22 protein-coding genes and 1 pseudogene are annotated in these 26650 nt (G+C 70.7%); 10 read left to right on the top strand and 13 right to left on the bottom strand.

Annotated elements, in window-relative coordinates:
* Positions 1-200 precede the first annotated feature (200 nt).
* Together WMF33_RS08310 and WMF33_RS08305 are read left to right on the top strand one after the other, a co-directional pair.
* Positions 201-1496, top strand: coding sequence for a pectinesterase family protein (locus WMF33_RS08310; protein ID WP_437336638.1), 1296 nt, complete (start codon positions 201-203; stop codon positions 1494-1496).
* Between the two features lie 53 nt (positions 1497-1549).
* Complete coding sequence (locus tag WMF33_RS08305) at positions 1550-2791, top strand: pectate lyase family protein (protein WP_437336637.1); 1242 nt, start codon at positions 1550-1552, stop codon at positions 2789-2791.
* 100 nt (positions 2792-2891) lie between these two features.
* Here WMF33_RS08305 and WMF33_RS08300 read toward each other — a convergent pair whose 3' ends face one another.
* From WMF33_RS08300 to WMF33_RS08280, 5 genes are all read right to left on the bottom strand, one after another.
* Entirely contained in the window at positions 2892-5318 is a 2427-nt protein-coding gene (locus WMF33_RS08300; RefSeq protein ID WP_437336636.1) for an ATP-binding cassette domain-containing protein, read from the bottom strand.
* Positions 5319-5382: 64 nt separating this feature from the next.
* Positions 5383-5601 carry a hypothetical protein gene (locus WMF33_RS08295; RefSeq protein WP_437336635.1) on the bottom strand — a complete coding sequence of 73 codons (219 nt, stop codon included), beginning with the start codon at positions 5599-5601 and terminating at the stop codon, positions 5383-5385.
* Positions 5598-6038: an SRPBCC family protein gene (locus WMF33_RS08290; protein WP_437336634.1), complete on the bottom strand. Its 441-nt coding sequence runs from the start codon at positions 6036-6038 to the stop codon at positions 5598-5600. The genes WMF33_RS08295 and WMF33_RS08290 overlap by 4 nt, the downstream gene beginning before the upstream one ends.
* Positions 6035-6364 carry an ArsR/SmtB family transcription factor gene (locus WMF33_RS08285; protein WP_437336633.1) on the bottom strand — a complete coding sequence of 110 codons (330 nt, stop codon included), beginning with the start codon at positions 6362-6364 and terminating at the stop codon, positions 6035-6037. The genes WMF33_RS08290 and WMF33_RS08285 overlap by 4 nt, the downstream gene beginning before the upstream one ends.
* A 163-nt stretch (positions 6365-6527) precedes the next feature.
* A complete protein-coding gene (locus WMF33_RS08280; RefSeq protein ID WP_437336632.1) occupies positions 6528-7424 on the bottom strand; it encodes a cupin domain-containing protein in 897 nt (298 codons plus the stop codon).
* Between the two features lie 182 nt (positions 7425-7606).
* Here WMF33_RS08280 and WMF33_RS08275 point away from each other — a divergent pair, with 182 nt between their 5' ends.
* Positions 7607-8350: an SDR family oxidoreductase gene (locus WMF33_RS08275; RefSeq protein ID WP_437336631.1), complete on the top strand. Its 744-nt coding sequence runs from the start codon at positions 7607-7609 to the stop codon at positions 8348-8350.
* A gap of 85 nt (positions 8351-8435) precedes the next feature.
* Here the strand turns inward: WMF33_RS08275 and WMF33_RS08270 are convergent, their stop codons facing one another.
* On the bottom strand, positions 8436-9134 hold the full coding sequence (locus tag WMF33_RS08270; RefSeq protein WP_437336630.1) for an O-methyltransferase: 699 nt from the start codon (positions 9132-9134) through the stop codon (positions 8436-8438).
* A gap of 150 nt (positions 9135-9284) precedes the next feature.
* On the opposite strand from WMF33_RS08270, the gene WMF33_RS08265 reads away from it, so the two are divergent.
* Entirely contained in the window at positions 9285-10130 is an 846-nt protein-coding gene (locus WMF33_RS08265) for an AraC family transcriptional regulator (RefSeq protein WP_437336629.1), read from the top strand.
* Positions 10131-10199: 69 nt separating this feature from the next.
* Here the strand turns inward: WMF33_RS08265 and WMF33_RS08260 are convergent, their stop codons facing one another.
* The 3 genes from WMF33_RS08260 to WMF33_RS08250 form a co-directional block, all read right to left on the bottom strand.
* Complete coding sequence (locus WMF33_RS08260) at positions 10200-11777, bottom strand: DUF1552 domain-containing protein (RefSeq protein ID WP_437336628.1); 1578 nt, start codon at positions 11775-11777, stop codon at positions 10200-10202.
* Positions 11778-11829: 52 nt separating this feature from the next.
* Positions 11830-13452 (bottom strand): DUF1592 domain-containing protein, encoded by a 1623-nt coding sequence (locus WMF33_RS08255; protein ID WP_437336627.1) that lies wholly within the window; start codon positions 13450-13452, stop codon positions 11830-11832.
* Between the two features lie 117 nt (positions 13453-13569).
* Positions 13570-14325 (bottom strand): RNA polymerase sigma factor, encoded by a 756-nt coding sequence (locus tag WMF33_RS08250; RefSeq protein WP_437336626.1) that lies wholly within the window; start codon positions 14323-14325, stop codon positions 13570-13572.
* A gap of 652 nt (positions 14326-14977) precedes the next feature.
* On the opposite strand from WMF33_RS08250, the gene WMF33_RS08245 reads away from it, so the two are divergent.
* The 5 genes and pseudogenes from WMF33_RS08245 to WMF33_RS08225 all read left to right on the top strand — a co-directional run bounded on the left by WMF33_RS08245 (position 14978) and on the right by WMF33_RS08225 (position 19817).
* Complete coding sequence (locus WMF33_RS08245) at positions 14978-16042, top strand: aldose epimerase family protein (RefSeq protein ID WP_437336625.1); 1065 nt, start codon at positions 14978-14980, stop codon at positions 16040-16042.
* A gap of 96 nt (positions 16043-16138) precedes the next feature.
* Complete coding sequence (locus tag WMF33_RS08240) at positions 16139-17356, top strand: alpha/beta hydrolase (protein ID WP_437336624.1); 1218 nt, start codon at positions 16139-16141, stop codon at positions 17354-17356.
* 184 nt (positions 17357-17540) lie between these two features.
* A pseudogene (locus WMF33_RS08235) lies at positions 17541-18032 on the top strand (SDR family oxidoreductase); the annotation flags it as partial.
* A 120-nt stretch (positions 18033-18152) separates the two neighbouring features.
* On the top strand, positions 18153-18998 hold the full coding sequence (locus tag WMF33_RS08230) for a helix-turn-helix domain-containing protein (RefSeq protein WP_437336623.1): 846 nt from the start codon (positions 18153-18155) through the stop codon (positions 18996-18998).
* A 177-nt stretch (positions 18999-19175) separates the two neighbouring features.
* Positions 19176-19817, top strand: a complete 642-nt coding sequence (locus WMF33_RS08225; protein WP_437336622.1) for a glutathione S-transferase family protein — start codon at positions 19176-19178, stop codon at positions 19815-19817.
* Positions 19818-19853: 36 nt separating this feature from the next.
* Here WMF33_RS08225 and WMF33_RS08220 read toward each other — a convergent pair whose 3' ends face one another.
* Positions 19854-21332, bottom strand: coding sequence for an RCC1 domain-containing protein (locus WMF33_RS08220; protein WP_437336621.1), 1479 nt, complete (start codon positions 21330-21332; stop codon positions 19854-19856).
* A 254-nt stretch (positions 21333-21586) separates the two neighbouring features.
* Between WMF33_RS08220 and WMF33_RS08215 the strand changes: the two genes are divergently transcribed.
* Positions 21587-22891, top strand: coding sequence for an RICIN domain-containing protein (locus WMF33_RS08215; protein WP_437336620.1), 1305 nt, complete (start codon positions 21587-21589; stop codon positions 22889-22891).
* A gap of 101 nt (positions 22892-22992) precedes the next feature.
* Here WMF33_RS08215 and WMF33_RS08210 read toward each other — a convergent pair whose 3' ends face one another.
* Genes WMF33_RS08210 through WMF33_RS08200 form a run of 3 tightly spaced genes read right to left on the bottom strand, consistent with a single transcriptional unit; the run spans position 22993 to position 25986 of the window.
* Positions 22993-24051: a hypothetical protein gene (locus WMF33_RS08210; RefSeq protein ID WP_437336619.1), complete on the bottom strand. Its 1059-nt coding sequence runs from the start codon at positions 24049-24051 to the stop codon at positions 22993-22995.
* Positions 24048-25367 carry a FecR domain-containing protein gene (locus WMF33_RS08205; protein WP_437336618.1) on the bottom strand — a complete coding sequence of 440 codons (1320 nt, stop codon included), beginning with the start codon at positions 25365-25367 and terminating at the stop codon, positions 24048-24050. Before WMF33_RS08205 ends, WMF33_RS08210 begins: the two co-directional genes overlap by 4 nt.
* On the bottom strand, positions 25357-25986 hold the full coding sequence (locus WMF33_RS08200; RefSeq protein ID WP_437336617.1) for an RNA polymerase sigma factor: 630 nt from the start codon (positions 25984-25986) through the stop codon (positions 25357-25359). Before WMF33_RS08200 ends, WMF33_RS08205 begins: the two co-directional genes overlap by 11 nt.
* Between the last annotated feature and the right edge of the window lie 664 nt (positions 25987-26650).

Raw genomic sequence — 26650 nt, 5'->3', positions numbered from 1 at the left:
ATCGTTCGCTCGGAGCGGTCGCGTGGATCTGCGCGGGCCCTCTCGCTCTCGTTGGCTCGTTCGCCTGTTCGAGCGAGCAGGACGCCGACCCGCTGACCTCCGCGGCCGGAGGCGGCTCATCCGCCGCATCCGGCGGGCCCTCGAGCGGCACGACCGCGTCCGGCGGGCCATCGAGCGGCACGACGGGGAGCGGAGGCGCGGTGTCGCCCGGCGGCTCGGGAGGCGCTGGCACCGGCGCGAGCGGCGGCGTGCCCGTCGATTGTTCCCCGATCGAAGAGGCCGGCTTCGAGCTTTGCACCTCGGGCGAGGATTTCTGCGGCGCCGTCTTCCAGAACGGGAGCGGCTGCACGGCGGCGTGCGGAGCCGCAGGCCTCGCCTGCGAGGCCGCCTACGAGAACCTCGAGGGAAGCTGCGGCGCCAACGAGGCGCTCCCGGCCGTGCCGTGCGACTCGGGGCACCAGTCCGACTACTGTCTGTGCCGCGGCCCTGCGAGCGGCGCGGGCGGCAGCTCGGGGACCGGCGGCGAGGGCGGCGGCGGCTCAGGCGCAGGTGGCTCGGGCGGCGGCAGCGGCGCGTCCGACTGCAACAGCGTGACAGGTGGGCCGCTCGTCGAGGTGAACCGGGATGGCTCGGGGGATTTCACCTCGGTTCAAGCCGCGATCAACAGCGTCGCCAGGTCGAACACGACGCCCACCGTGATTCGCATCGCCCCTGGGACCTACGCCGAGAAGCTCGTCGTCGACCGCCCCCACCTGACGCTCTGCGGCCAGGCAGGTCAGGCGGAGACGACCGTGCTCACCTACGGCGACAGCGCCAACACCTCGAACGGCGCAGGGGGCACGCTGGGCACCTCGGGGAGCTTCAGCGTCAACATCTCCGCGAGCGACGTCTCGGTCGAGAACATCACCTTCGCCAACAGCACGGGCCCAGGCATCCAGGCCGTCGCTCTCCTCGTCTCCGGGAGCCGCGTGCAGTTCCGTCGCTGCCGGGCCCTCGGTTACCAGGACACGCTCTACGTGAAGAACGGCACGCAGTACTTCAGGGACTGTTACATCGAGGGCAGCGTCGACTTCATCTTCGGGGGCGCCACGGCCGTCTTCGAGAACTGCACGATGCACAACGCCGCGGGCGGGACGGCGATCACGGCGCCGAGCACGGACGAATCGATCCCTTTCGGGATCGTGTTCCTCGGAGGACGGGCCACGGCGGCCGGCTCGGTCAGGTCCGGCTCGGTCGCCCTCGGTCGCAACTGGAGGCCCTACGGAGCGACCGCCTACCTCGGGACCGAGCTCGGCGGGCACATCGCGCCCCAGGGCTGGGTCCGCATGGGCGACAACACGCTCGCGACCGCGCGCTTCGCCGAGCACATGACCACGGGACCTGGCGCGAAGCCGCGCGAGCGAGCCCCGGAATCCAGGCAGCTCAGCGCGGCCGAGGCTGCGAGCTACACGGTCGAGAGCATGCTCGCGCCCTGGAGGCCCACGTTCGCGGACTGAGAGCGCCTCTCATCGACCCTTGTGCCTCGAGACCAAAGAAAGATCAAAGCGCGATGAAGCAGAACCTCGTCGCCTCCTTCGTCCTCGCGCTCTCCCCGCTCGGCCTCGCCCTCGCCTGCGGGACTTCAGCGCCCGACGGCCCGGGAGGCACGGACTCGCTGGCAGGGGGAAGCGGGAGCACGGGCGCGACGATGGGAGGCGCGGCGAGCGGAGAGAGCTCGGCCGCCGGAAGCTCGGTCACGGGTGGAGATCCGAGCCCGGGAGGCACGGGGGGCGGCGGCTCGGCGAGCGCGTCGGGGGGAGCGGGCGGCGGCGAGCCGGGCGCGGGTTCGGGGGGTGCGGGCGGCGACGGAGGCGGAGGCGCGGGCGGCGCGGTCGACAGCGAGGGGTGTCCCCTGACCCTGGAGGGCTTTGCCAGTGTGAGCGGCGAGGGCCAAGACGGGACCTATGGCGGACGAGACGGAGAGACGGTCACGGTGACGACGCAGGCCGATCTCGAGAAGTACGCCGGCGCGGCCGAGCCCTATGTGATCCGGGTCCAGGGAAAGATCACGATGTCCCCCAAGGGCAAGGAGATCTCGGTCGCGTCGGACAAGACCATCGTGGGCGTGGGCGCGACGGCCGAGATCTCCCAGGGGGGGTTCTTCCTGGGGAGCGGGGTGCACAACGTCATCCTGCGGAACCTGACCATCGGGGACACCTTCGTCGAAGGAGACTGGGAAGGGAAGACGCAGGACTTCGACGGCGTCCAGATGGACACGGCCCACCACGTCTGGATCGATCACTGCCATTTGCACCACATCGGCGACGGCATGATCGACAGCCGCAAGGACACCTCGTACTTGACGGTGTCCTGGAGCATCTTGAGCGATCACAACAAGGCGTTCGGGATCGGCTGGACGGAGAACCTCACCGCGCAGATGACCATCCACCACAACTGGTTCCGCGACCTGAACCAGCGGAACCCCAGCACGGACAACGTGCTCCGCGCCCACCTCTACAACAACTGGCTCCAGCGCATCGACTCCTACGGCAACTACGCGCGCGGCGGCACCAACATGGTGCTCGAGAACAGCGTGTTCGACACGGTGAATCGCCCGCATTACTATGACGACGGCACGCTGGTCGCCACGGGGAACATCTACCGTTCCACCTCGGGGGACAAGGAGTCGAGCGGATCGACGTATTCCTTCTTCGATCCGAGCGACTTCTACGAGTACTCGCTCGATCCCGCCGACCAGGTCGAGGCCCTGCTCACCAGGTGCGCGGGTCCGAGACCCGGCCTCGGCCTTTGAGCCGCCCGCGGCGCCTAGCTCCGCGACGACCTGCTCGGTCACGCGGATCTGCGCGCGGGACGCCGGATCCGTCGGGCTCGCGGCCAACCGGCGAGCGAGGTCACGCCCTCTGACGACGCGCCCGGGGCGGCTCGGGCGCGCCGCCTGAGGCGGCCTTCGGACGGCCGCCGACGAACGCCGCCAGGTGCTCGCCGGTCAGCGTCGACTTCGCCGCCACCAGGTCGGCCGGGGTGCCTTCGAACACGATCCGCCCGCCGTCGTGGCCCGCGCCCGGCCCGAGGTCGATGATCCAGTCGGCGTGCGCCATCACCGCCTGGTTGTGCTCGATCACGATGACCGACTTGCCGGCGTCGACAAGCCGGTCCAGGAGCCCGAGCAGCTGCTCCAGGTCGGCCAGGTGCAGCCCGGTGGTCGGCTCGTCGAGCACGTAGACGCCGCCGTCTTCGCCCATGTGCGTCGCGAGCTTGAGCCGCTGCCGCTCGCCGCCCGACAGCGTGGTGAGCGGCTGGCCGAGCCGGAGGTAGCCGAGCCCCACGTCGGCCATGCGCTGCAGGATCGCGTGCGCGGCCGGCGTACGCGCCTCGCCGGCGCCGAAGAAGCGGGCCGCGTCGTCGACCGACAGGTCGAGCACCTCGGCGATGTTGAGCCCGCCGAACCGGTACTCCAGCACCGACGCCTGGAACCGCCGGCCCTCGCACTCCTCGCAGACCGTGGCGACGCCGGCCATCATCGCCAGGTCGGTGTAGATCACCCCGGCGCCGTTGCAGGTCGGACAGGCGCCCTCCGAGTTGGCGCTGAACAGGGCGGGCTTCACGCCGTTGGCCTTCGCGAACGCCTTGCGGATCGGCTCCAGCAGGTCGGTGTACGTCGCCGGGTTGCTCCGCCGCGAGCCGCGGATCGGGGTCTGGTCGACCGCCACCACCCCTTCCCGGCCGCACACCGAGCCGTGGATGAGCGAGCTCTTGCCCGACCCGGCCACGCCGGTCACCACCACCAGCACGCCGAGCGGGATGTCGACGTTGACGTTCTGCAGGTTGTGCGTGCGGGCGCCGCGCACCTTGATCACCCCCGACGGCTTCCGCACCGACGGCTTCAGGGAGGCCCGGTCGTTCAGGTGGCGGCCGGTGAGCGTGCCGCTGGCCCGCAGCGCGTCGACGGTGCCCTCGAAGACCACCTTGCCGCCGGCGGTGCCGGCGCCGGGGCCGAGATCGACGACGTGGTCGGCGATCGCGATCACCTCCGGCTTGTGCTCGACCACGAGGACGGTGTTGCCCTTGTCGCGCAGCCGCCGCAGCAGGTCGTTCATCCGCTGGATGTCGTGGGGGTGCAGCCCGGCCGTCGGCTCGTCGAAGACGTAGGTCACGTCGGTGAGCGACGACCCGAGGTGGCGGATCATCTTGGTGCGCTGCGCCTCACCGCCCGACAGCGTGCCCGACGGCCTGTCGAGGCTGAGGTAGCCCAACCCGATCTCCACGAACGAGTCGAGCGTCTCCCGCAGCGTCGCCAGGAGCGGCGCGACGGACGGCTCGTCCAGGCCGCGCACCCACGCGGCGAGGTCGCTGATCTGCATCGCGCAGGCGTCGGCGATGTTGATCCCCTTGATCTTGGAGGACCGGGCCGCCTCGTTGAGCCGGGTGCCGCGGCACTCGGGACAGGTGGTGAAGGTGACCGCGCGGTCCACGAACGCCCGGATGTGCGGCTGCAGCGCGTCGACGTCCTTGGACAGGTACGACTTCTGGATCGACGGGATCAGCCCTGCATAGGTGAGGTTGATGCCGTCGACCTTGATCTTGGTCGGCTCCTTGTGGAGCAGGTCGTGCAGCTCTTTCTTGCTGAACTTGCGGATCGGCTTGTCCGGGTCGAAGAAGCCGCAGCCCCTGAAGATGCGGCCGTACCAGCCTTCCATGCTGTAGCCGGGGATCGTGATCGCGCCCTCGTTGAGCGATTTCTTGTCGTCGTACAGCTGGGACAGGTCGATGTCGGAGACCGAGCCCATCCCCTCGCATCGCGGGCACATGCCGCCGTTGACCTCGAACGTGCGCGCCTCGGTCTTCTTCCCGCCGGCCTTCTCGACAACGATCTGCCCGGCGCCGCGGACCGAGGGGACGTTGAACGAGAAGGCGTTGGGCGACCCGATGCGCGGCTTCCCGAGCCGGCTGAAGAGGATGCGCAGCATGGCGTTGGCGTCGGTGGCCGTGCCGACCGTCGACCGGACGTTGGCGCCCATCCGCTCCTGGTCGACGATGATCGCGGTCGTCAGCCCTTCCAGGACGTCGACCTCGGGCCGGGCCAGCGTCGGCATGAACCCCTGCACGAACGCGCTGTAGGTCTCGTTGATCAGCCGCTGCGACTCCGCCGCGATGGTGCCGAACACGAGCGACGACTTGCCCGATCCCGAGACGCCGGTGAACACGGTCAGCCGCCGCTTGGGGATCTCGACGCTGACGTCTTTCAGGTTGTTCTCCCTGGCGCCCTGGACGCGGATCAGGTCGTGGCGGTCTGCGGCGTGCTGGCTGGAGGCGGTCATGTTTCGCGATCCTGTCATGGATGTTCGACGGTGTGTGAAGAGATCCCCCCGGCAGGCTGCCCGCTCAGTCGGCGGCCCGCCCGCTGCGCCACTTGGTGGCATACGGCAGCACGAACAAGTACAGGCCGGTGAACAGGAGCAAGGCGAGCGGGAGCAGCGGCGAGTAGGTCACCCAGGCGGGAGGCTGCCCCTGTCCCGAGGCCAAGGCGACGAAGTTGGCGATGACGGCCACCGTGAAGGCGACGGACACCCAGCGGTGGCTCTGTCGAACCAGTTTGTTCACGGGAGCCTCGCGAGCAGGTCGACGAGCTTTCCACCCATCATCTTCCAGCCGTAGCGCGCGCCGCCGAAGTTCTGCTTCTGGTCCGGCTTGAAGCCCGATTGCTCGAGCGACAGGCGGGTGCCCGACGCCGTGGGGGTGAGCGTGAAGGTCACGACGGTGTCGAGGAAAGGCACGTTCCACGTGTAGCTGATCTTCCTTTGCGCCTCGATCTCGAGGATGCGGCAGTCCACGGTGCCGTCCCAACCGGGGTACGGCTGCGTCTTGAACGTGAACGCGGCCCCGGGATCGAGCTTGAACCCGACGGCGGGCAGGAGCCACTCCGCGAGCAGCTCGGGGTCGGTGAGCGCGCGCCACACCTTCTCCGGTGAATGGCGCAGATCGAATTCGAAGGAGATGGATTCGGTTTGCGACGGGGCGGTATTGTCGATGAGGCTCATTCGTCCATTTTCTCCAGCAGGGCTTCGAGGCGATCGATGCGGTCTGTCCAGAAGGCGCGGTAGTGTGAGATCCAGTCGAGGAGCGGCTTCATCCCGCGCGGCTCCACCCGGTAGTAGACGCAGCGCCCTTCGCGCCGGGCGTTCACCAGGCCGGCGTCCTTCAGGGTGGCGAGGTGCTGCGAGACCGCCGGCTGCGAGATGTCGAAGCGCGCCGTGAGGTCCTTCACCGCCGCTTCGCCGCGCGTGAGCGACTCGAAGATCGCCCGGCGGCTGGGGTCGGCCAGCGCCTGGAAGATCTTGTCCTCGGCCGCGGCCGCGCGCTGCATGACCAACCTATAAGCCGACGCTTATGGATTGTCAAGCGCGCAGACAGGGCCGCCGGGACCGGCGGAGCGGGGCCACGATCCTCACGCTTGGTGCGTGACCTCCGAGAGCGGCCCCCTCCGCGGTGAGCTGCGGCACACCGAGGGGCGCGGGCTTCCCGTCGCTCTAGCCTGCGCGCGCGTAGCGGCTCGGAGGCTGGCCCACGTGCCGGCTGAACGCCGTGCTGAAGGTGCTCGCCGAGCCGTAGCCGACGCGCTCGGCGACCTCGGCGATCCCGAGGTCGTGGCGGCGGAGCAGATCCCTCGCCACGGCCATGCGCAAGGCGAGCAGGTATTCCATCGGCGGCAGGCCGACGGCGCGGGTGAAGCGCTCGAAGAACGTCGAGCGCGAGAGCGCCACCGCCTTCGCGAGCTCGGCCACCGTCCACGAGCGCGAGAGCTCGGCATGCATCCGCCGTATCGCCGGCGCGAGCCGCGCATCGGCGAGCCCGCGCAGGAGCCCCGGAGGCGCGTCGTCGCCTGACGTCGACCGCAGCGCCTCGACGAGCATCACCTCCACGAGCCGCGTGAGCACGAGATCGCGACCCGCCTTCTGCTCGTTCGATTCCTCGCCGACCAGCCGCACCAGGACCGAGAGCCGCTCGACGCCGCGCACGTGCACCAGCGCCGGCAGCAGCGACACCATGAGGGCCGCGTCCGGCGCGTCGAAGACGAAATACCCGCCGAGCAGCCGCGCGTCGGGGCGTCCGCCGCGCGTGCCGTGGCGGACCTCGCCCGTCGGCGCGGGCGTGAGCTTGGGGTCGACGCGCTCCGGCCTCACCGGCTCGAAGCCCGACAGCGTGAAGCCCGGCGTCGCCGGCAGGAGCACGAAATCACCTGCCTCGAGCGTGACGGCGCGCTGACCATCGACAGCGAGACGGCAGCGGCCCTCGAGCACGGCAGAGAAGCTCGGTTGGCCAAAGTCCGAGTAGCGACCCCCCCAGCGGCCAGCTCCGCTGATGACCTTCGAGAACACGGCGCGCGGCTGGAGCAGCGCGATGACTTCCGAGAGCGGGTCGTTCACGTCCGGACTCTAGCAAACGAAATGCGGACTGTGCACGATAGATCGTCCGGCGTGCCGCGACTACTTTACCCCCATGAACGCCGCGCGCACCGCGGCAAAGAAGTCGACGAGAACAGAACGAATCGATTTCGCGCAACGATGACCGCACGCCCCGAAGAGGCGACGCGCTGGGAGGTAACGCGATGAAAACGGTGCTCATTACTGGCTGCTCTTCTGGCTATGGCCTCGAGACAGCGCGCCACTTCCACGCGCACGGCTGGAACGTGGTCGCCACCATGCGAACGCCGCGCGAGGACGTCCTGCCCCGATCGGACCGGGTGCGCGTGGTCGCGCTCGACGTGACGAAGCCCGAGAGCGTCGCGGCCGCGATCGAGGCGAGCGGGCCTATCGACGTGCTCGTCAACAACGCGGGCATCGGGCTCCTGGGCGCCTTCGAGGTCACGCCGATGACCACGGTGCGCGAGGTGTTCGAGACCAACACCTTCGGCGTGATGGCGATGACGCAGGCCGTGCTGCCCCAGCTCCGCGCGCGCAGGTCGGGGGTGATCGTGAACGTGACCTCGAGCGCGACGCTGGCGCCCATGCCGCTGGTGGCCGTGTACACGGCGAGCAAGACGGCCATCGAGGGGTTCACCGCGTCGCTCGCGTTCGAGCTCGCGGAGTTCGATGTGCGGGTGAAGCTGGTCGAGCCGGGCTATGGCCCCAGCACGAGCTTCACGAGCAACGGGGGGGCCCGGATGCAGGGGCTGATCCCCGAGGCGTACGCGCCTTTCGCGCAGCGCATCTTCGCATCTCTCGGGCAGCCGTCCGCGGTGACGAGGGAGTCCGACGTGGCCGAGGTGGTGTGGCGCGCCGCGAACGACGCGACCGGGAAGCTCCGTTTCCCGGCCGGCCCCGACGCGGTGGCGCTGGCTCGGTCGACATGAGCACCGTCGACGGGGCGCGGGGGCCGTCGCGAGCCGCCACCGGGACGCCGTCGCGCGCGCGTTCTCGGGGCTGCCGCTGGCCCGGTCAGCCCGGGTGTGCCGGCTGCCGGACCGAGTACTCGGTGCCCGAACGGAAGGGCACCGTCATCGACGCGAAGCCGTGGCGCGGATCGCGCACGTAGGCGACATAGTCGCGGTAGTCGGCCCTGAAGACGCCGACGTTGTCGGTCACCACCACGGCGCCCGGACGCAGGGCCGGGGCGACGAGCTTCAGCACGTCGAGGGCTCGCAGGGGAAACCCATCGTTGAGCATGAAGTCCACCTCGCCGAGGTCGGCCCGCAGCGTCTCCGTCGCGTCGCCGACGCGGATCTCGGCGAAGGACGCGAGCCCCGCCTCCTCCAGGTTCGCCTGCGCGCGCCGCGCCTTCTCCGGCACGAGCTCGGTGCCGATGACGCGGCCGCCGCCGTTGTCGCGCACCGCCGCCGCCAGCCACAGCGTCGAGACGCCGAACGACGTGCCGAACTCGACGATCGTTTTGGCGCGGAGCGCCCGCGCCGTCAGGTAGCAGAAGGCGCCCTGGTCGCTCCCGATCGCGAGGTACTTGTCGGCGAAGTCGAGCTCCGTGCCCGGAGCGTCGATGCGGCGGCCGAGGAGCATCCGCGGCAGCTTCGGCAAGAAATGGAGGATGACGCCAGGCACCTGCCGGTCGGCGTCGTCGTGGAGGCGCCGCAGCACGGCGCGCACCCGCCCGTCGGGCAGGATGGCGAAGGGATCAGATTTCATGGGAGGAGAGCCTAAGCAACCGGCGCCTTGACCGCATTGCGCAATCAAGACAAATTGTTGTTCAAAGCGGTCATGGCAGCGAAGCGGCGGAGCTCGGGGGCGACACGGATTGAGCATCCGACGGGCTGGACGATCCGCGGAGACGTCCAGGTGGCGAACGAGCCCCGTGGCGCGGCGGCGTCGCTCGAGTCGCTCGCGACCCGTTTCGCGCTCGAGGCGCGTGGGCGCTGGAAGACCGAGGTCGCGCGGCCGGTGAACGCGATCGGGCTCAGCATGGCGAGCGGCGGGCTCGAGAGCGAGCCTCACGCGCACCGCGAATCGCAGCTCATGTACCTGGTGCGCGGAGAGCTGGTCTGCGAAGGGTCGAGCGCCCTCTGGATCGTGCCGCCGCAATCGGCGCTGTGGATCCCCGCGTCGGTGACGCATCGGATCCGCGCGCGGGCGCCGCTCGAGGGCTACAGCGTCTTCGTCGAGCCCGGCGCGGCGCCGAACCTCCCGCGGGATTGCTGCGCGGTGTCGGTGACGCCGCTCCTCCGCGAGCTGTTGCTGCGCCTGGCGACGCGCCCCGCGCTCTACGACCTCGAAGGGCCGGACGCGCGGCTGGTGAGCGTGCTCCTCGACGAGCTCGCGACCGTCTCCATCGAGAAGCACCGCCTGCCGATGCCGACCGATCCGCGGCTCCGTCGTCTTGTGGACACGATGACCGCCGATCCGGCGAACGGCGCGACGACGAAGGCGTGGGCGAAGCGAATCGGCGTCGGCGAGCGCACCTTGAACCGTCTCCTGGTCGAGGAGACGGGCTTGAGCTTCGGCCGCTGGCGCCAGCAGCTCCACATCATCCTCGCCATCCAGAAGCTCTCCCGCGGCGCGACCGTGCAAAGCGTGGCGCTGGACCTCGGCTACGAGAGCGCGAGCAGCTTCGTGACCATGTTTCGCAAAGCGCTCGGGACGTCGCCCGCGCGGTACATGGCGGGCCGCCTGGCCGCGCCTGCTTGAGCGGACTTGCTTGAGCGGAGGCGGATGGGGAGGCCGGGAGGCGGGCGCTCCGGGGAGGGAGTCGCCGCGCTACCGCAGGATCTCCTCGAGCAACGCGTTCGGCGCGCCGCGGCGGTCCTCGCCGAACGACGTGACGCCCAGGCCGTAGTACTGGTTCATGATGGTGAACCACAGATCGCGGAGCTGGCGATCGCTGCCGAGGGCGCCGTAAGCGACGTGCGCGTCGTTCAAGAAGACGCCGTCGCCGCCGAGGAGCACGATGGGCAGGTCGTACCCGTCGTGATCGTGCGAGCGCATCTCGCTCATGTGCACCATGACGCAGTGATCGAGCACCGTGCCGTCGCCCTCGGGGATCGCGTCCAGCCGCTGCGCGAGCTGCGCGCTCTTCTGGTTGAGCCAGCAGTTGATCGCCGCGTAGTCGAGGTTGCTCTGCGCGATGATCTTGTACTGGCCATTCTGGGTCGCCTTGTCCAGGTTGCCGGCGGCGTGCTGGGAGGAGTGGTAGTGCAGGCTGCTCTCTCTCCTGTACGCGAGCCCCACCTTGGCGCGGACGTCCTCCGGGATGCACCGGTACTCGAACTCGGAGCGCATGTCGTCGAGCATGTGGGTGATCACGCGCGTCACGTCGCATTGAATGGCCATGACGATGAGGTCGATCATGACCTTCGCGTGATCTTCGTGCTTGTACGGGCCGGCTCCCGTGTTGTCGTTCTCGTTGAGCCCCTCCGCCTGGCCCGGCGGCTCGGGGACCACGCCGGGCTGGCCGATCGGGCTGCAGCCGAGGCTCCCTTGCCCCGGCGTCATCGTGTCCTGGACGCGGGTCGCGTTCTTCTCGATCTCGCGCAGCGAGTCCAGGTATTGCTGGACGATCTTGCGATCCTCGGAGCCGACCCGGTTCATGAGCGAGTTCGCGTCCGCGAGCACGCCGTCGATGACGCTCTTCTCGGCCGCCGCGCGGCGCTCCGCCTCGATCCTGGCCTCCTCGTCGCTCTGCCCTGGCACGCCGGCCCCCACGCCCGCGCCGACGAGCGCGTCGAACACCGCCTTCGGGTTGACCGAGCGCTTCAGCGGCTCGCGCGGGCTCTTCCACGAGACGACCTGGTTGTAGGCGTAGCTGCGCTGGTCGAAGAAGCCGGGCTTGACCCCGAGCCCCGTCTGCAGCGACGGGATGCGGGTCGCCTGCTCCGGGCCTGCCTTCTGGACGATGAGCTGGTCGACCGAGACGCCGTTGCCCACCCACTCGCCGAGGTCCTGGCGCGCCTCCCTCCCCAGCTGATCGGCGTCCACGCAGGTCGAGAGCGCCGCGCCGAGGCGCGAGTGGGAAGGCTCGATGTAGGGGTGCTGCTCCGTGCTCCACGTGTAGTTGCCGAGGCGGCTTATCATGAGCATCTTCGACTTCACCGGCGCGAAGTGCTCGAGCACCCTCGGCAGCTTGAAGTCGGCGCCCTTCAACGTCTTTCCGAACGCCGGGGCCGTCTCCCACCAGTGATGGGGCGCCCCGTTCGGGAACGTGCAGAGCAGGAAGCGCTTCGGGGTGCCGGGCTCCCCCGCGCGCGCCCCGCGCGGCGCGAGGCTCTCGAGCCACGGCAGCGCCAGACAGACGCCCGCGCCGCGCAACAGGTTCCTGCGTGTCATCAAGCGTTTCATGTGCGCATCGCTCCTTCGTGCCTCGCCTCGTGCAGAAACAACGCGCGCGGCCTCACCGCGCCTTGCCCTTCCCTCGAAGGCGGAACGCATCGCTGGTCACCACCTGCTTCACCAGATCCGCGACCGTCCCCCCGCCCCAGCGCTCCGCGATCTCCTTGAGCCTGGTCCTGTCGTCGCCGCTCGGGCGCCGGCGCAGGGCATAGCTGAAGAGCTGCTCCGAGGGGCACGCCCCCGACCGGGCGCCCTCGACGAGCGCCGGCACGAGGCCGGCGATGTCCTCGAACGCCACGCCCTCGTACACCCCCGTCGCGTCGACCGGGTCGCCGTTCGGGTACGCGGTCCGGTAGGCGCCGATCGGATCGAAGTTCTCCAGGCTCAGCCCGATCGGGTCGAGCACGTCGTGGCAGCTCGCGCAGTCGGGCGACGCGCGGTGCTTCTCGAGCGCCTGGCGTACATTTTCGACGGGGCCCTCGTCCCCGCCCGCGTCGCCGAGCTCCGGGATGTCCACGTTGGCGGGCGGCACCAGGGGCACGCAGAAGAACTGCTCCAGGATCGTCTTCGCGCGGGACGTGGGAGAGGTCCTGTCGGCGCGGGACGACAGCGTCAGGAACGCCGGGAGCGTGAGGAACCCCCGGCGCACGCCCTCGGGGTCGTTCGCGGTGAGCGGCTCGACGAGCCGGCTCTCCGGGTGGGGCGCCGTGAGGAACTCGGACCAGGGCCGCCCGCCGGTCGTGAATTCGGCGAAGTAGGCGTTGGCCTGGTCGAGCATCGCGCCCTTCACCTCGTCGTTCCAGAGCGGGAACCGGGTCGCGTCGGCGTTGTGGCTGGGGAGCGTGCGCGTGCCGAGCCACTGCCCGAAGAAGTTCTGGAAGAAGGCGGCGCTCTTCGGGTCGGCCAGCATGCGGTCCACCTGCTCTTGGAGCTCGTCCTCGGTGGCCAGCCGATCGGCCTCCGCCGCGTCGAAGAGCTCATCGTCCGGGAGCGAGCTCCAGAGCAGGTACGAGAGGCGCGACGCGACCTCGTAGCCGTTGAGGGCGCCCGCCGATCTCGCCGAGTCGGGGCCCAGCTCGATCCGGAGGAGGAAATTCGGCGACGTCAGCAAGGTCCGGACGACGTGCTGCACCGCCTGGACGGGGGACATCTCGAGGGCGGTCCGCGCGTGGGCGTACTGCGCCGCGTACCGCTCGACCTCCGCCGCCTCGAGCGGGCGCCGGAACGCGCGCAGCCCGAAGCGCTCGATGATCTCGCGCGCGCACCCGTCGCCCGCGCCTTGCGCCGGGTCGCACACGAGGATCTTGGCGCGCTGCGCCTCGTTCGAGAACGCGTCCTCGGCGAGGGTCCTGGCGGCGTCGTAATACCCCTGGACCAGGACCTGCGAGAGGTTCGAGAGCGCGCTCACGTTCGCGTCGTAGCCCTTCGCGCCGAAGGCCGGGAAGCCGTCCGCCGGCCTCAGGCGCGTTCCCAGGAGGTGGGCGACCGTCGAATTGTACTCCGAGGCTGTCATATGGTGCAGAGGCATCCCGTCGACAGCGAGGGCGACGTCCTGCTCCGGATCGCCGTCGCCCTGCCCCGGAGCGCCATCGCTCCCGAGGCTGCCAGTGCACGAGATGCTCAGGAGGCATCCCCCGGCGGCGAGCCAGGGACGCGCGAACACTCGCTCCAATCTGAACGTCATCATTGGCTCCCGCGTATGGAATCGGCTATTCCCCCTAGTGACCGGTGCGCGCGGATTTCGTGATCAAATCGACGTCGCGGCCGCGCGAAGATCAGGCCGTGCCCTGTGCACAGAAGTCTACGGTGATGGTGTTGCTCCTCGGGCTGCCCGGGTGTGGGGCGGACGTGGAGGGCCTCCTCGGAGCCTGGCGTGGTGGCGGTGCACCGCGTCGGAGAACGCCTGTCGAGCGGCCCTCAGCCGCGCATACACGGTGTTGATGTTCACCCCGATCTCCTGCGCGATCTCCGCCGCCGGCATCTCTTCCAGATCGGCGAGGAGGAGCACCACGCGCTTCTCCTCGTCGAGGGACGCCAGGAGGTCGTGCGCCACGCGCGCGGTCTCCGCCCTCGTCATGGCCTCGTCGGGGCTGAGGTCGCTCGGCCCTGCGAGCTGCTCGGGATCCACGATCTCCCCTGTCCCGCGGTGGGCCGGGCTCTGGCGGCGCAGCGACCGCCGGTGCGCCTGCACGACGTTGGCCACGATCCCGAAGACCCACGTCTTCAGCGAGGAGCGGCCCCGGAACTCGGGGAGCCGTCGGTGCACGACGACGAACACCTCCTGGCACACGTCCTCGTGCGACGAGGCGTCCACGCCGAGGCGGCGCACGGTCCGACCGACGAGGGGAAAGAGCTTGCGGTACACCTTGACGAAGTCGAGCGGCGCGGCGTCGTCGGGGACGGCGGAGACCGCGTCGGCGGGCGGAGCCGTCGACGGAGCGACCGCCGCGCGGGCGGTCACGGGCTGGGCAGCCTTCGCACGCACCATCGGTACGAACACAACCCTCTCGGGGTAGGAGCCGAGCTCGATCCCGATGGCGAAGGTGCCGGTATGCATCACGACCCCCTCAGGGCAAAGTCGAAGCAGGAATCCCAGTATTGTGAACGCTCACATTTTTTATGTCAACGAGGATCTGTCCATCCGCGGCCACGCTCGACGTCGCGTCGCTGGCGCTGGCGAGACTCCCCCGGAGCGGCGCGTCAACACGACGGGCGCAGGGCCACGGTATTGTTCGATGTGGATTCCAATTTCGGGATCGAGGCTCCCTCGCGCCGATTCATTTGAGTTGACATGGTCTATGTGAACGCTCACAATTCTGCCTCGGGGCGTCCTTCCGCTTTGTCCCGGGTAGCCGTCGTGCGCACCGGACTCTTGGTCCTTGGTACCGGGCTCAAGATCTGCGCTGACCCCGCTCGGGTGTCGTAGACGCAAGCCATGGCGAGCTCGCGGGGGCTCGCCCGCGCTGGGCTCGCTGAGGCGGAGCCGATCCAAGTGAGCCCATCCTGACGGAGGGAGCAGAATGGCGATAGGTCGGACGAGATCGTGGTTCGGATTGACGATGACGGCGTGCATCGCCGGCGCGTGCGGCGGCGCGCAGACCGCCGACACGCCCCCTGCGGCAGCGCCGCCCGCGCCGGCGGCGGCCCACGCGACGGGCGCCCCTCCAGCGGCCCCGGCCGCCACATCCGCGACATCTGGGGGTGAAGCCGTGAACGCAAAGCCCGCTTCCGTCTCCAAGGCGCCCTTCGGCAACGCCGATGGCAAAGAGGTGCTCCTCTACACGCTCACGAACGCGAACGGCCTGGTCGCGAAGGTGATGACCTACGGCGCGACGGTGACCGAGCTCCACGTCCCCGACAGGACAGGGAAGATGGGCGACGTCGTCCTCGGCCACGACAACCTCGACGGGTACCTGAAGAGCAGCCCGTACTTCGGGGCGACGGTCGGCCGCGTGGCCAATCGCATCAAGAACGCGCAGTTCCAGCTCGATGGCAAGACCTACAAGCTCTCCGCGAACAACGGCGCCCACACGCTGCACGGCGGCAAGAAAGGCTGGGACAAGGTCGTCTGGGACGCGGAAGCGACCGAGACGCCGCGCGGCCCGTCCATCAAGCTCACGTACGTATCGAAGGAGGGGGAAGAAGGATACCCCGGCACGGTCAGCGCAACCGCGACCTACACGCTCACCAACGAGAACGAGCTCACGGTCGAGATGTCGGCCACGACCGACAAGACCACGATCGTCAACATGGCCCACCACAGCTACTGGAACCTGGGAGGGCACGCCTCGGGCTCCGTCGCCGACCAGGAGCTGACGCTGCACGCCGACAGCTACACCCCGCCGGACGCCACCGACATCCCCTCGGGCCAGATCAAGCCGGTGAAGGGGACGCCGCTCGATTTCACCGCCGCGAAGCCGATCGGCAGGGACCTGAAAGCCGTGGGCGGCAAGCCGGTCGGATACGACCACAACTTCGTCGTCAACGGCGACCCGCACAAGCTCCGCCAGGCGGCGCGGGTCAAGGATCCGAAGACCGGTCGGGTGCTGACGGTCGAGGCCGACCAGCCGGGGATCCAGTTCTATACCGGCAACTACCTCGACGGGTCGATCAAGGGCAAGGGCGGCGCGGTCTACGACCAGTACAGCGGCTTCTGCCTCGAGCCGCAGAAGTTCCCGAACTCGATCAACGTCCCGGCCTGGAAGAACGAGGTCATCCTCAAGCCCGGCCAGCGCTACGCGCAGACGGTCGTCTTCCGGTTCACCACCGAGTAGCTCGTCGATGGTCGCCCGCGCTGCCCGGCGGCGCCTGCGCGCTCACGCGAACGTCGCGATCGGCGTCACGTCCGCCGACCGGCCCAAGGAGAATTCATGCCCCGCTCGAGCTCATGCAGTATCTCGCTCCTCGTCGCGCTTTCAATCGCTGCCTGCGGGTCCGACGACGGCGCCGCCGGCGGCGGCGGCTCGGGCGGCAGCGGAGGAAAAGGAAGCAGCAGCTCTTCGAGCAGCAGCAGCAGCAGCTCTTCGAGCACCAGCACCAGCAGCAGCAGCTCTTCGAGCACCAGCGGCAGCACCTCGGGCGCGGGCGGCACGGACGACCCGAACCCGAACGGCGGGGGAGGACAGGGCGGGACGGTCGATCCGGTCGGCACCGAAGGCGACGGCGATTTCGAGATCGGGCCGCGCTACCAGGACGCCCCGGAGATCAAGAGGATCGACGGCGTTCCCCAGGGGCGGACGTTCACGTTTACCCTGTCCTCCCGGGAGAGCGAGATCTTCACCGGCCACGACCCGACCTTGAACGACAATGCCAAGGGGGATTTCAACCGCCGCGTGGAGGTCGCGATCCCCGCGACGTACGTCGACGGCGCGGAGGCGCCGTTCATGGTCGTGCAGGACGCGCGCGACAGGAACGAGATCATCAACACGATCAACAACCTCGTCGCGGACCCGGACGACCATTTCCCGAGCGTCATCGCCATCTTCGCCGCGAGCGGAGGGGGCGACTCGTACGGCAGCGAGCGGGGGCTCGAATACGATACCATGTCGGACGCCTATCAGAGGTTCGTCGATACGGAGCTCCTCGAGGCGGTCAAGAACGATCGAGCCGTCCGCGCCGCGTACCCCAACCTGAAGTTCACGAGCAACCCGGATGGCCGCGCCACGTATGGATGCAGCTCGGGCGGGGCGGCGGCGCTGACCATGGGCTGGTTCGGGCACGACACCTACCGCAAGATCGTCACCTACTCCGGCACGTTCGTCGACCAGCAGAACCCCCGCGCGCCCACCGAGGCCGAGTATCCCGACGGCGCCTGGGAGTACACGGAGGGGCTCATCCGGGAGAGCCCGCGCAAGCCGCTGCGCATCTTCCTGCAGGTCGGCGAGAACGACCTCGGCAGCACCAGGGATGAGGCCAGCCACCACAACTGGGTGATGGCGAACCAGCGCGTGGCGGCGATCCTCAAGGAGAAAGGGTATCATTACCGCTTCGTCTACGCGAAGGGCGCCGGCCACTGCGAAGGGAGCGTGATCAGGCAGACGCTCCCCGACACGCTGCGCTGGATGTGGCGGGGCTATCCGGTCGATTGAAGGACGGTGGTCCAGCACTGCTGGGCCCCGCAGGGGCGGACAGCCTTTGGCGCGGACGCAGGCATGCCGCGAGGATAGCAAATCCCTCCGGGCGGCGCCTGGTGCGACATGGTGCCCGCCCTGCCCGCGGCCGGAGGGCGGTCGCCGGCACGCGCGGCGCACGCCGGGCGCCTCACCCGCCGGCATCATCAACAAGCTCGTGATCGACATGTCGCTGGACGACTGGAACTCGATCATGAACGTGAACGTCACCGGGGTGTTCCTGCATTCGCGCGAGGCGCTGCGGGCGATGATCCCGAACCGGCGCGGGGCGATCGTCAACATCGGCTCCTACGCCTGCTTCTTCGGGTTCCCGCAGATCGCCGCCTATGCGGCGTCGAAGGGCGCGCTGGCGCAGCTGACGCGGGTCCTGGCCCTGGAGGCCATCGACCATGGCGTCCGCGTCAACGCCGTCGGGTCGGGCGACGTGGTCACGAACCTGCTCAACGACATCCGGCCCGACGGCCGCGAGTTCTTGCGCGATCACGGCAAAGGCGCCCCCATCCGTCGCGCGGCCGCGCCCGAGGAGATCGCCGAGGTGGTCGCGTTCCTGGCGTCCGACAAGGCGAGCTTCATGGTCGGCTCCATCGTGATGGCCGACGGCGGATACTCCGTCGCCATCCAGCCGGGGGAGTGAGCGCCGGGCCCCGGCGGGCCAGCGAGCACGCCCCCTGCCCGGCGCGATGCCGGGGAGCGACACGCGCTCACGACGCGGTCGAGGCGCGCGACGGGAGGCATGTGCTACCGTCCAGCGCCGATGACGCGGTCACGGGCGCGATCGACGGACGCGAACGCCAAAGGACGGCTCGCACGGCCGCGCGTGGCCGAGGCGAGGGTCGCCCACGGGTTGCCGCTGCGGGTGAGGCAGACGGAGACCGATCTGCTCTTCGCGGACGTCGAGTGGGGCTCTCCGGCGCTCGTGCGCGTCCTGCAGGGCCAGAAGCAGCTCCGCCGCGCGGACGAGTCCCTCGCGGCGCGGCCGGGCGAGCTGCTCTATTTGCCCGCGGGCACCCGGGTCGACGTGCGCAATGTGCCGGCGCAGGGGGCCTACGAGGCGGAGGGCGTCATTCTGTCGTTCGAGCTCGCGCGCTACCTGCCGCCTGGCGCGGAGGCGCGCGAGCGCCAGCAGGTCTGCAAGCTCCGCGTGGCCGAGCACGAGGAGCTCGACGCGGCGCTCAGCCGTTGCCTGGAGGCGTTCGAGCGAGGCCTCCCCGCGGCCGTCCAGCGCTCGCGCCTCCTCGAGCTCGTCGCGTGGCTCGGCGAGGCAGGCATCGACCCCTTCGTCGCGGCGTCCGACCTTCGTGTCCGGCTGAAGCGAATGCTCGGCGAGCGCCCTGCCCACCCGTGGCGATTGCCGGAGGTCGCCCGGCAACTGGGGATGAGCGACGACACGCTGCAGCGTCACTTGCGCCGCGAGGGCACGGGGTTCCAGCAGCTGCTGCTCGAGATCCGGATGGATCACGCCCTCATGCTCCTGTGGACGACCGAGCGACCGCTCGCCGTCGTCGCCGAGCAATCCGGCTACGACTCGCCATCTCGGTTCGCGGAGCGCTTTCGGGATCGATTTGGCGTGCTGCCCTCGGAGCTGCGCCGCCGCCGCTAGCGCCCCTTCGCCCAGGGGCGTCGCGCGGCGGATTGCGGCGTCCGAGCGCGCGGTTGCGGTTCCGAGGCGACCCGGGGGCGCTACTGTTCTGGGGCATGAACGTGGTTCATGCGATCACCTGCTGCGCCGTCGTCGCGACCGCGACGGCGCCGGGGTGCAGCACGCAAGGAGGGATCCATGCTGAAGATCCATCACCTCGGTCACTCCCAATCGGAGCGCATCCTCTGGCTTTGTGAAGAGCTCGGCGTTCCCTACGATCTCGAGAAATACACGCGCGATCCCGTCACGCGCCTGTCGCCGCCGGAGCTGAAGGCGCTGCATCCGCTCGGCGCGGCCCCGCTCATCGAGGTCGACGGGATGCTGCTGGCCGAGTCGGCCGCGATCGTCGAATTCATCCTCGTCCGGTACGGTCGCGGCCGTCTGCGCCATGGGCCGGACCACCCCGATTTCGCTGCCTATCTCTACTGGTTCCATTTCTCCAACGGCAACCTGCAGCCGGCGATGCTCCGCTCGATGATCGTGGGACGGTGCGGGCTGGCGCCGGATCATCCGGTTCAGGCGTCGGTGCAGGGGAGGCTCGACCAAGTGCTCGCGCTGATCGAAGCGCGACTGGGGCAGACCGACTATCTCGCGGGGAGCGAGCTCACCGCAGCCGACGTCATGAGCGTCTTCTCGCTCACCACGATGCGGCTGTTCCATCCGGTGGATCTCGCGCCCTACCCCAGCATACGCGCCTATCTCCAGCGCATCGGCGCGCGGCCCGCCTACCGGCGGGCGATGGCCAAAGGCGACCCGGACCTGACTCCCGTGCTCACCTGAGCCCAGGTCGACGCCCGCTCACCACGGATCCTCGCCTCAGGGCGCCTTCACCTCGACGGGGACCGCGGAGCTCGTCCCGGCGCCGTCGCCGAGCTGACCCAGGGTGCCCTTGCCCCAGCACAGGACCTGGCCGGGGCCCGTGGGGCCGCACGCCCCCTCGACGATCGCGCACGCGTGGAAGAAGCCGGCGCTCACCGCGACGACCTTGGCGAGCGCGGTGCCGTCGCCGAGCACGACGGGCTCCAGTCGCGCATTGTCGCCCATCATCGGCGTGCTGCGACCGAGCTGCCCTTGGTCGTTGCTGCCACGGCAGCGGAGCTGCCTTTGGTCGTCGACCGCGCAAACGAAGACGTAGCCGGTGGACATCGGCCCCCAGACCCCCGGGATCGCAGCCGCCGTCCCGGGCGGGGGAGCCTCGGCGCCATGCTGACCCGAGCTGTTGTTCGCCCCCCAGCAGAACAGGCCTCCCACGTCGTCGCGCGCGCAGCCGAAGTTCGTGCCGTAGGAGATCTCGGAGAGGGGCAGCGTCGCTCCCGCCTCCATGAGCGGCATGTGCGCGCTGTAGTTCACGCCGCCCTCGGAGCTGGAGGGGGTGTTCGTGAGGATATAACCGCCGCCCATGGCGCCCCAGCAACGAAGCCCGTCCTCCGCGACCCCCGTCGAGAGGCAGCTGCCTATCGAGCCGATGCCCCGCGCGAGGACGGCCTTCGGACCGGCCGTCGCGGTGAAGTTGAACGCCTTCACCGGGACGAGGCTCTCCTCGCCGCGCGCGTCCGGCCCGAGGCTCGAGAACAGGTTGGCCCCCCAGCAGTAAATGTTGCTGGTCGAGGTGAGCGCGCACGCCGAGTACCACGCTGGCGCGATCTTGCGCACGAGCAACGGGGCCGCACCCTCCTCGACGATCGCCGGGGTGTCATGGGCCATCGCGTCCTTGGAGCCGTTGGCGAGGAGCCCGGTCTCGTTGTTTCCCCAGGCCCAGAGTCGGAGCTGGCTGTCGATCGCGAAGGTCGTCCGCTCGGTCAACGCGATCTGCGTGATCGTCGCCGCGCCGAGCGACGCGGGGAAGAGCACCCTCACCGGCGTGCTCGAGGAGACGGCCATCGCCTGCGGGACACCCAGCTGGCCGAACGAGTTGTCCCCCCAGCAGTAGAGAGAGCCGTCATGCCGGATCGCGCACGTATGGCTGTCGCCCGCGGCCACCATGATGGCGTCGGCGAGCGTGGGGCTGTCTGGCGGGATCTGGCATCCAGGATCCCCACCGCCCCCACCGCCGGACGCGCCCTCGCCGCCTCCGCCGTCGCCCCCGCCGCCTCCGCCCGACGCGCCGTCGCCTCCGCCGGACGCGCCGTCGCCTCCGCCGCCCTGCGCATCCATCGGACCGCCGCCGGTTCCGCCACCCGCGCCGCTGTCCGTGAAATGCCGGTCGGGAGCGGAGCATCCCGCCCCCGCAGCGAGGGTGGCGGCGATGACGAGAACGGAGCAGAAGTTCGGTCGCGTCTGGGTGTTCCTCTTCATCTCGAGCATCCGGCTACACCCCCAACGTCCCTTACGCAGCCTTACCGGACGGAGCACAAGAAGTCCAGTCGGGCTCGATCGCCGATGTCCCCGCGTTTCCGGAGGGCCTCAGGGGCGCTGCGGCGCACGCCTACCGAGCGTATGCCGTCCCCGTTGCCGACGGCGCCACGCGGCGCCTCCGCGCTCCCCCTGTCGAGCCCGACAGGCGGGCTTTACGCTCTGTCCTGTCGCCTGCTATGCGTGACGATCTGATGATGACGCGCTCGAACACGCGGTACCCGCGCCGGGGTCCGGCCGCGACGCCGGGCTCCGCGGCGGCGCCTCATATCCGCGCGGCGCGCCGCTGGGTGGCCGCGGTCGCGTCGCTCGGGCTCGCGGCCTGCGAGAAGGCGCCGCTCGACGCCGTGGCGCCGGCGACGACGACGACGTTGACGCAGGACCTCGTGGCGTACTGGCCGTTCGACGAGGGCGAAGGGACGGTCGTGGCCGACCGGTCCGGCAACCGGCGCCACGGCGAGCTCACCGGCGGCACGTGGGTGAAGGACGGCCGGTTCGGGCACGCGCTGCACTTCGACGAGGGCGAGTTCATGACGGTGGGCGATTTCCCGAACGCCACCTCGAGCTGGACCGTCTCGGCGTGGGTCCGCGTGCTGACCGACCAGCCCCCCGCCGGCGACACGCTGAGGGCCGTGATCAGCGCGGAGGACACCGGCGGATGGGAGCTCAGCATCGACTACGACGGCGAGGCGCCAGGCATGCGCTTCGGGTTCTGGAAGGGGCCCGAGATCACCGACGACCAAGCCATCGTATGTTCCTGCCTGGAGCTCCAGCGGTGGACGCACGCCGTCGGGGTCGTCGACGGCGAGGCGCTCACCATGAGCCTCTACGTCGACGGGCGGCTCCACAGCACCGTGCCCATCGAGGAGACGATCTCGCCCGGCCCCACCAGCCTCTACGTCGGCCGATGGCCGCAGGAGGGCCGGCTCCTCGTCGGGGACGTCGACGACATCGCGATTTACAGCCGAGCGCTCGCCCCGGCGGAGGTTGCCGAGCTCTTCGAGCACGCCGTCCCGGCGGAGGTCGAGGCGGACATCTCGACGGGCACCACCTACACCCTGATCGGCGTCCAGAGCGGGCTCTGCGTGGACGTCGACGCCGCCGTCCTCACGGCCGACGATGTCGTCCTGCAGCTCTGGGATTGCAACGGCGGCATGAACCAGCAGTTCCGCTTCGAGGCGATGGACGGCGGGTATTACCGCATCCGCAACGTCCAAAGCGACAAGTGCCTCGACGTCCGCAGCGCGTCGACCGCCGACGGCGCCGCCATCGTCCAGTACACCTGCCACGAGAACCCCAACCAGCAATGGTCCGTCACCGAGGCCGGCGGCGGCGCCGTCCGCATCACGTCGCGCCTCAGCGGCAAGGTCATCGACGCTTACGGCTCCCCGCCCGCCAACGGCACCGCCCTCGTCCAGAGGGCCTCCAACGGCGGCGCCAGCCAGCAGTTCAAGCTGACCCCGCTCGAAGGTGGCACCGGCACCGGCGGCGCGGGCCCGTGACGCCCGGCGCCTCTCCGCGGGCGAGCGGCCGGCTCAGCGACATCGACCGCCGATGAACGTCGACCGCCAGGCGCGCGGGGCGGCGCCGCTCGTCCTCCGGATCACAGCCACCCCACGAGGCTGAGGCTGCCGAGCAGCGCCGGGCGCGCGACGCGCGCCGCCTCGGTCTCGACGAAGCGGACCACCGGGTACGGGTGCGCGACCAGCGCGTGCGCCTCGACGACGACGTCGAGCCGCGGCACGATCCCGAGCTCGACGCCGGCGCCGGCGTCCGCGGCGAACGCCCATCGCGCGCTGTGCACCCCCCGGTACGGCCACGACGCCTCGCCGTCCACGGCCACGTGGAGCGCCCCGAGGCCGGCCGAGAACCTCGGGCGCAAGCGGAGCTCGGGCCAGGGGAGCGCCGCGAGCTCGACGAGCCCGAACCGCTGCTGCACGGTCGCGCTGCCCTGCGGCCCGGCGACGCGCGGCGCCGTTCCGAGCCCGGCGAGCGAGAGGCGCGCCTCGATCGGCGCGAGCGGCGCGACGCGCAGGCGCGCCACCCCGAGCAGCGCCGGGCCGATGCCGCCCGGGCTCGCGAGCAGCCCGCCCCCCAGCTCGACGCCCCACATCGTCCGGCGCGGCGGGTCGAGCGGCGGCTCTGCCCGTCGAGGCGCCTGCCGGCTCGCCTCGCTCGGGGGCGGCGCGGCGGCGGGCGCCGCGGAGCGCCGCGAGGACATCCGGAGCTCGAGCAGGCTCGCGCGGAGCAGCTCGACGGCGCGCACCGCGAGCACCTCGGCGATGTGCTCCGGCGCCTCGCCGCGCGTGTCGATCCGGCGCACGAGCGTCTTGTCCGTCCGCGGGTCGACCACCCAGAGCTCGGCGGCCTGACCGTCCGGCGCCAGGAACAGCCCGATCAGGGCCGCGGAGCCGGCCAGCTGCTCGGCGTCGTCCATCGCCGGCCGCGGGGCGGAGGCCGACTGCGAGCCGAGGAGCTCCACGTCGAAGCCATCGGCGACGAGCTCCCCGTGGATGCGGATCAGCGCCTCGGAGATCGACGGGTCGGCGGCGCTGGGCCGCACGAGGACCACGCGCGCAGGCTCCGCCGACGCCGCGGGGCTCGCGGCGCAGAGGAGGAGCGCGAGGGCCCCGGAGAGCGCCTTCGCCCGCGCGAACCTCACGGCGTCCGAGCGAGGGTCCGCGCTGCCTGGGCGTAGGTTCCGCCGGGGAACCGGCGCAGGTACTCCCGGGCGACGATCTCGGCTTGCGCATCCCCGTGGAGCCGTCGCACGATCTCCATCTTGCGCCCGAGCGCCTCGGAGGCATAGGCCCCTTGCGGCGCTTCCTTGAGGTACGTCTCGAACCACGGGAGCGCCGCGGCGCCGCCCTCCTGGGTCTCGGCGAGGCGGCCGAGCAGGAAGGCCGCCTCCCGGGCGCGCTGGGTCGCGGGGAAGCGCCGGCGCTGCGCGAGCAGCGCCCGCCGCGCGACGTCGCCCCGCCGCGTGTAGCGCGCCGCGTCCGCGAGCGCCGAGAGCTCCGCGCTGCTGGACTCCGCGAGGGTCTGGTCGAGCCCGCGGCGCTGCGCCTCGCCGACGATGGCGTCGAGCTGCCCGGCCGCGAGCTGCCCGGCCCAGTCGCGCTTCGGCGCGGCCGCCGCCTCCGCGCGCGGGGCCGCGGGCGGCTCGGCCTCCGGCGGCGCGCCGGGGAGCGCGGCGCCGGCCGAGGGCGGCTCGGCCTCCGGCGGCGCGCCGGGGAGCTCGGCGCCGGCCGAGGGCGGCGGGGCGGAGCCCGGCGCCGCCTCCGCGCCCTTCTGCGCGCCGAGGTCGCGCAGGAGCACCTCGCCGGTGCGCAGCCGCACGGTGAGCCACTGCCCGGCGCGCATGGCGATCGGCTCGCCGGACGGCGGCCCGCTGACGGTGACGGCGCCGTTCTCGAGCCGCAGATCGAGGCGCTCGTCCTCCGGCGCCCAGGCGAGCGCGAAGGCCGTCCCGGTCACGGTCACCACGAACGGCCCCGCGTCGAACAGCCACTGCGCCTCCGAGCGGTGGACCACGTGCGCGCGGACCTCGCCCCGGTCGAGCGCGACCCGGGCGCCCTGCCCGGTCACCGACGCGACATGCGCGCGCGCGCCCTCGGCGAGCTCCACCTCGGTGCCGTCGGAGAACCGGAGCTTCGGCCGGCTCGCCGCGTCGGCCTGGAGCGAGCCGTCCTGCGAGGCGGCGCCCCCCTCCACCTCGTAGGACAGGAGCTCGGCGGGCGCCCCGCGCTGCCACCGCTCGAAGGCGACGAAGCCCGCGGCCGCCACGGCGATCGAGAGCGCGACCGCCGGGAAGGGCGAGCGCCGGAGCGTCCGGCGCGACGCCGTCCGCTCCGCGACGCGGAGCAGCCCTCGCGTCCGCTGCTGGTGGGACATCTCGCCGAGCGACCGGCGCGCGAGCCCGACGAGGAGCGCCGCGTTCGCGCTCAGCTCCGGCTCTCTCCCCTCGTCACGGTTCATCTCGCGCCGTCCCTTTCTTGCAGTAGCCGGCGAGGGACGCGTCGTGCTCCACGCGCGACGACACGAGCTCCGTGGCCCGGCTGAGCCGTCGCTTCACCGTGGCCAGCGACACGCCGGCCGCCTCCGCGATCTCCGGCAGGCTCATGCCCTCCATGTGCCGGAGCACGAACACGGTCCGGTCGTCCGCGTTCAGCGTGTCGAGGATCGCGTAGAGGCGCCCGAGCGCCTCGCGCGCCTCGCTGTCCACCGGCTCCACCGCCTGCTCCGGGAGCTCCGCGCCCTCCGAGAGGTGGAGGATCCGCCGCACGCGCCGTCGCCGGAGCTCCCACTTGAGCAACCGGAGGGTGACCGACACGATGAAGCTCCCGAGCGCGTCCGGATCCCTCAGCTCGGGCACCTTGGAGAAGACGCTCGCGAACACGTCCTGGGTGAGGTCCTCGGCGTCGGCGCCCGGCCCGAGCACCCGCGCCACGATCCGGAACACCTTCGGCGCGTGCCGGTTCCACACCGCCGCCGCCGCCCACGGCTCCCCCGCCACGAGCGCGCGCACCAGCGCGCCGTCGTCGAGGCCGCCGCGCTCGGCTTCCGGAGGAGCGATGGCAACGCTGGCTCTGCGCACGACGGCATCGCTCCGGGGGCTCATGATCCCCGCACGGCGGCCGCGCGGGGGAGCCACGGTATCGAGCCCATGTCTCCGTTGCAAGGAGCTCGTCGCACACGGCCAGAGGCCATCGCAGCGGTGTTCCCCGGTGAGGATTGCATGGCTGCCAGCCGCGGCGAAACCACCCCACGCCGGCAAGACCCCACGGGGTACGGTCGGCTCCCCGGCCGGGGTGGCGAAGCGCATGTCAGGCAGTAGCGCGGCGACGCCGAAACGGCTCACCGCGCGCGGGCAGGTGGATGAGCCGGCGGATTACGGTGAGCTCGCCCACGGGCGCGACGCGCAGGCGCACGCTTCGACAGGAAAACTTCACCTTGGCGATATTCGCTCACGTGGTGAGCCGGTCCGAGGGCGTTCCGCTACTGCATGGCGGGCGCTTCACTTACGCTTCCTGATCGCTTCGTCCTCCCGGTCGGTCCGCCGCCACGGGCGGGACGCCCGAGCCCGGCGGCGGCAGGTCGGCGAGGGTGCGCCCGCCGGCTGGCGGCACGTCCCGAGATTCGATTCCTCATTTCCATCGATGGAACGCGGATCCGCCAGAGCGATCCCGGTCGTCCCTGCTTCGCCGTAAGCCCCGCTGGTGGGGCCTGCGCGATGATCCTCTGATCCTCTTGTGAAGAAA

The sequence above is a fragment of the Sorangium sp. So ce394 genome, assembly GCF_051474665.1.
GTDB lineage: Bacteria > Myxococcota_A > Polyangia > Polyangiales > Polyangiaceae > Sorangium > Sorangium cellulosum_D.
This window is presented reverse-complemented; position numbering and strand designations above follow the sequence as displayed.

Excerpts from the sequence above, each read along its gene's own strand:
- WMF33_RS08220 (WP_437336621.1), bottom strand. The coding sequence starts at position 21,332 with ATGAAGAGGAACACCCAGACGCGACCGAACTTCTGCTCCGTTCTCGTC.
- WMF33_RS08250 (WP_437336626.1), bottom strand. The coding sequence starts at position 14,325 with ATGCATACCGGCACCTTCGCCATCGGGATCGAGCTCGGCTCCTACCCC.
- WMF33_RS08230 (WP_437336623.1), top strand. The coding sequence starts at position 18,153 with ATGACGCGGTCACGGGCGCGATCGACGGACGCGAACGCCAAAGGACGG.
- WMF33_RS08305 (WP_437336637.1), top strand. The coding sequence starts at position 1,550 with ATGAAGCAGAACCTCGTCGCCTCCTTCGTCCTCGCGCTCTCCCCGCTC.
- WMF33_RS08290 (WP_437336634.1), bottom strand. The coding sequence starts at position 6,038 with ATGAGCCTCATCGACAATACCGCCCCGTCGCAAACCGAATCCATCTCC.
- WMF33_RS08300 (WP_437336636.1), bottom strand. The coding sequence starts at position 5,318 with ATGACCGCCTCCAGCCAGCACGCCGCAGACCGCCACGACCTGATCCGC.
- WMF33_RS08270 (WP_437336630.1), bottom strand. The coding sequence starts at position 9,134 with ATGAAATCTGATCCCTTCGCCATCCTGCCCGACGGGCGGGTGCGCGCC.
- WMF33_RS08275 (WP_437336631.1), top strand. The coding sequence starts at position 7,607 with ATGAAAACGGTGCTCATTACTGGCTGCTCTTCTGGCTATGGCCTCGAG.
- WMF33_RS08260 (WP_437336628.1), bottom strand. The coding sequence starts at position 11,777 with ATGAAACGCTTGATGACACGCAGGAACCTGTTGCGCGGCGCGGGCGTC.
- WMF33_RS08240 (WP_437336624.1), top strand. The coding sequence starts at position 16,139 with ATGCCCCGCTCGAGCTCATGCAGTATCTCGCTCCTCGTCGCGCTTTCA.
- WMF33_RS08255 (WP_437336627.1), bottom strand. The coding sequence starts at position 13,452 with ATGACGTTCAGATTGGAGCGAGTGTTCGCGCGTCCCTGGCTCGCCGCC.
- WMF33_RS08285 (WP_437336633.1), bottom strand. The coding sequence starts at position 6,364 with ATGCAGCGCGCGGCCGCGGCCGAGGACAAGATCTTCCAGGCGCTGGCC.
- WMF33_RS08215 (WP_437336620.1), top strand. The coding sequence starts at position 21,587 with ATGACGCGCTCGAACACGCGGTACCCGCGCCGGGGTCCGGCCGCGACG.
- WMF33_RS08205 (WP_437336618.1), bottom strand. The coding sequence starts at position 25,367 with ATGAACCGTGACGAGGGGAGAGAGCCGGAGCTGAGCGCGAACGCGGCG.
- WMF33_RS08225 (WP_437336622.1), top strand. The coding sequence starts at position 19,176 with ATGCTGAAGATCCATCACCTCGGTCACTCCCAATCGGAGCGCATCCTC.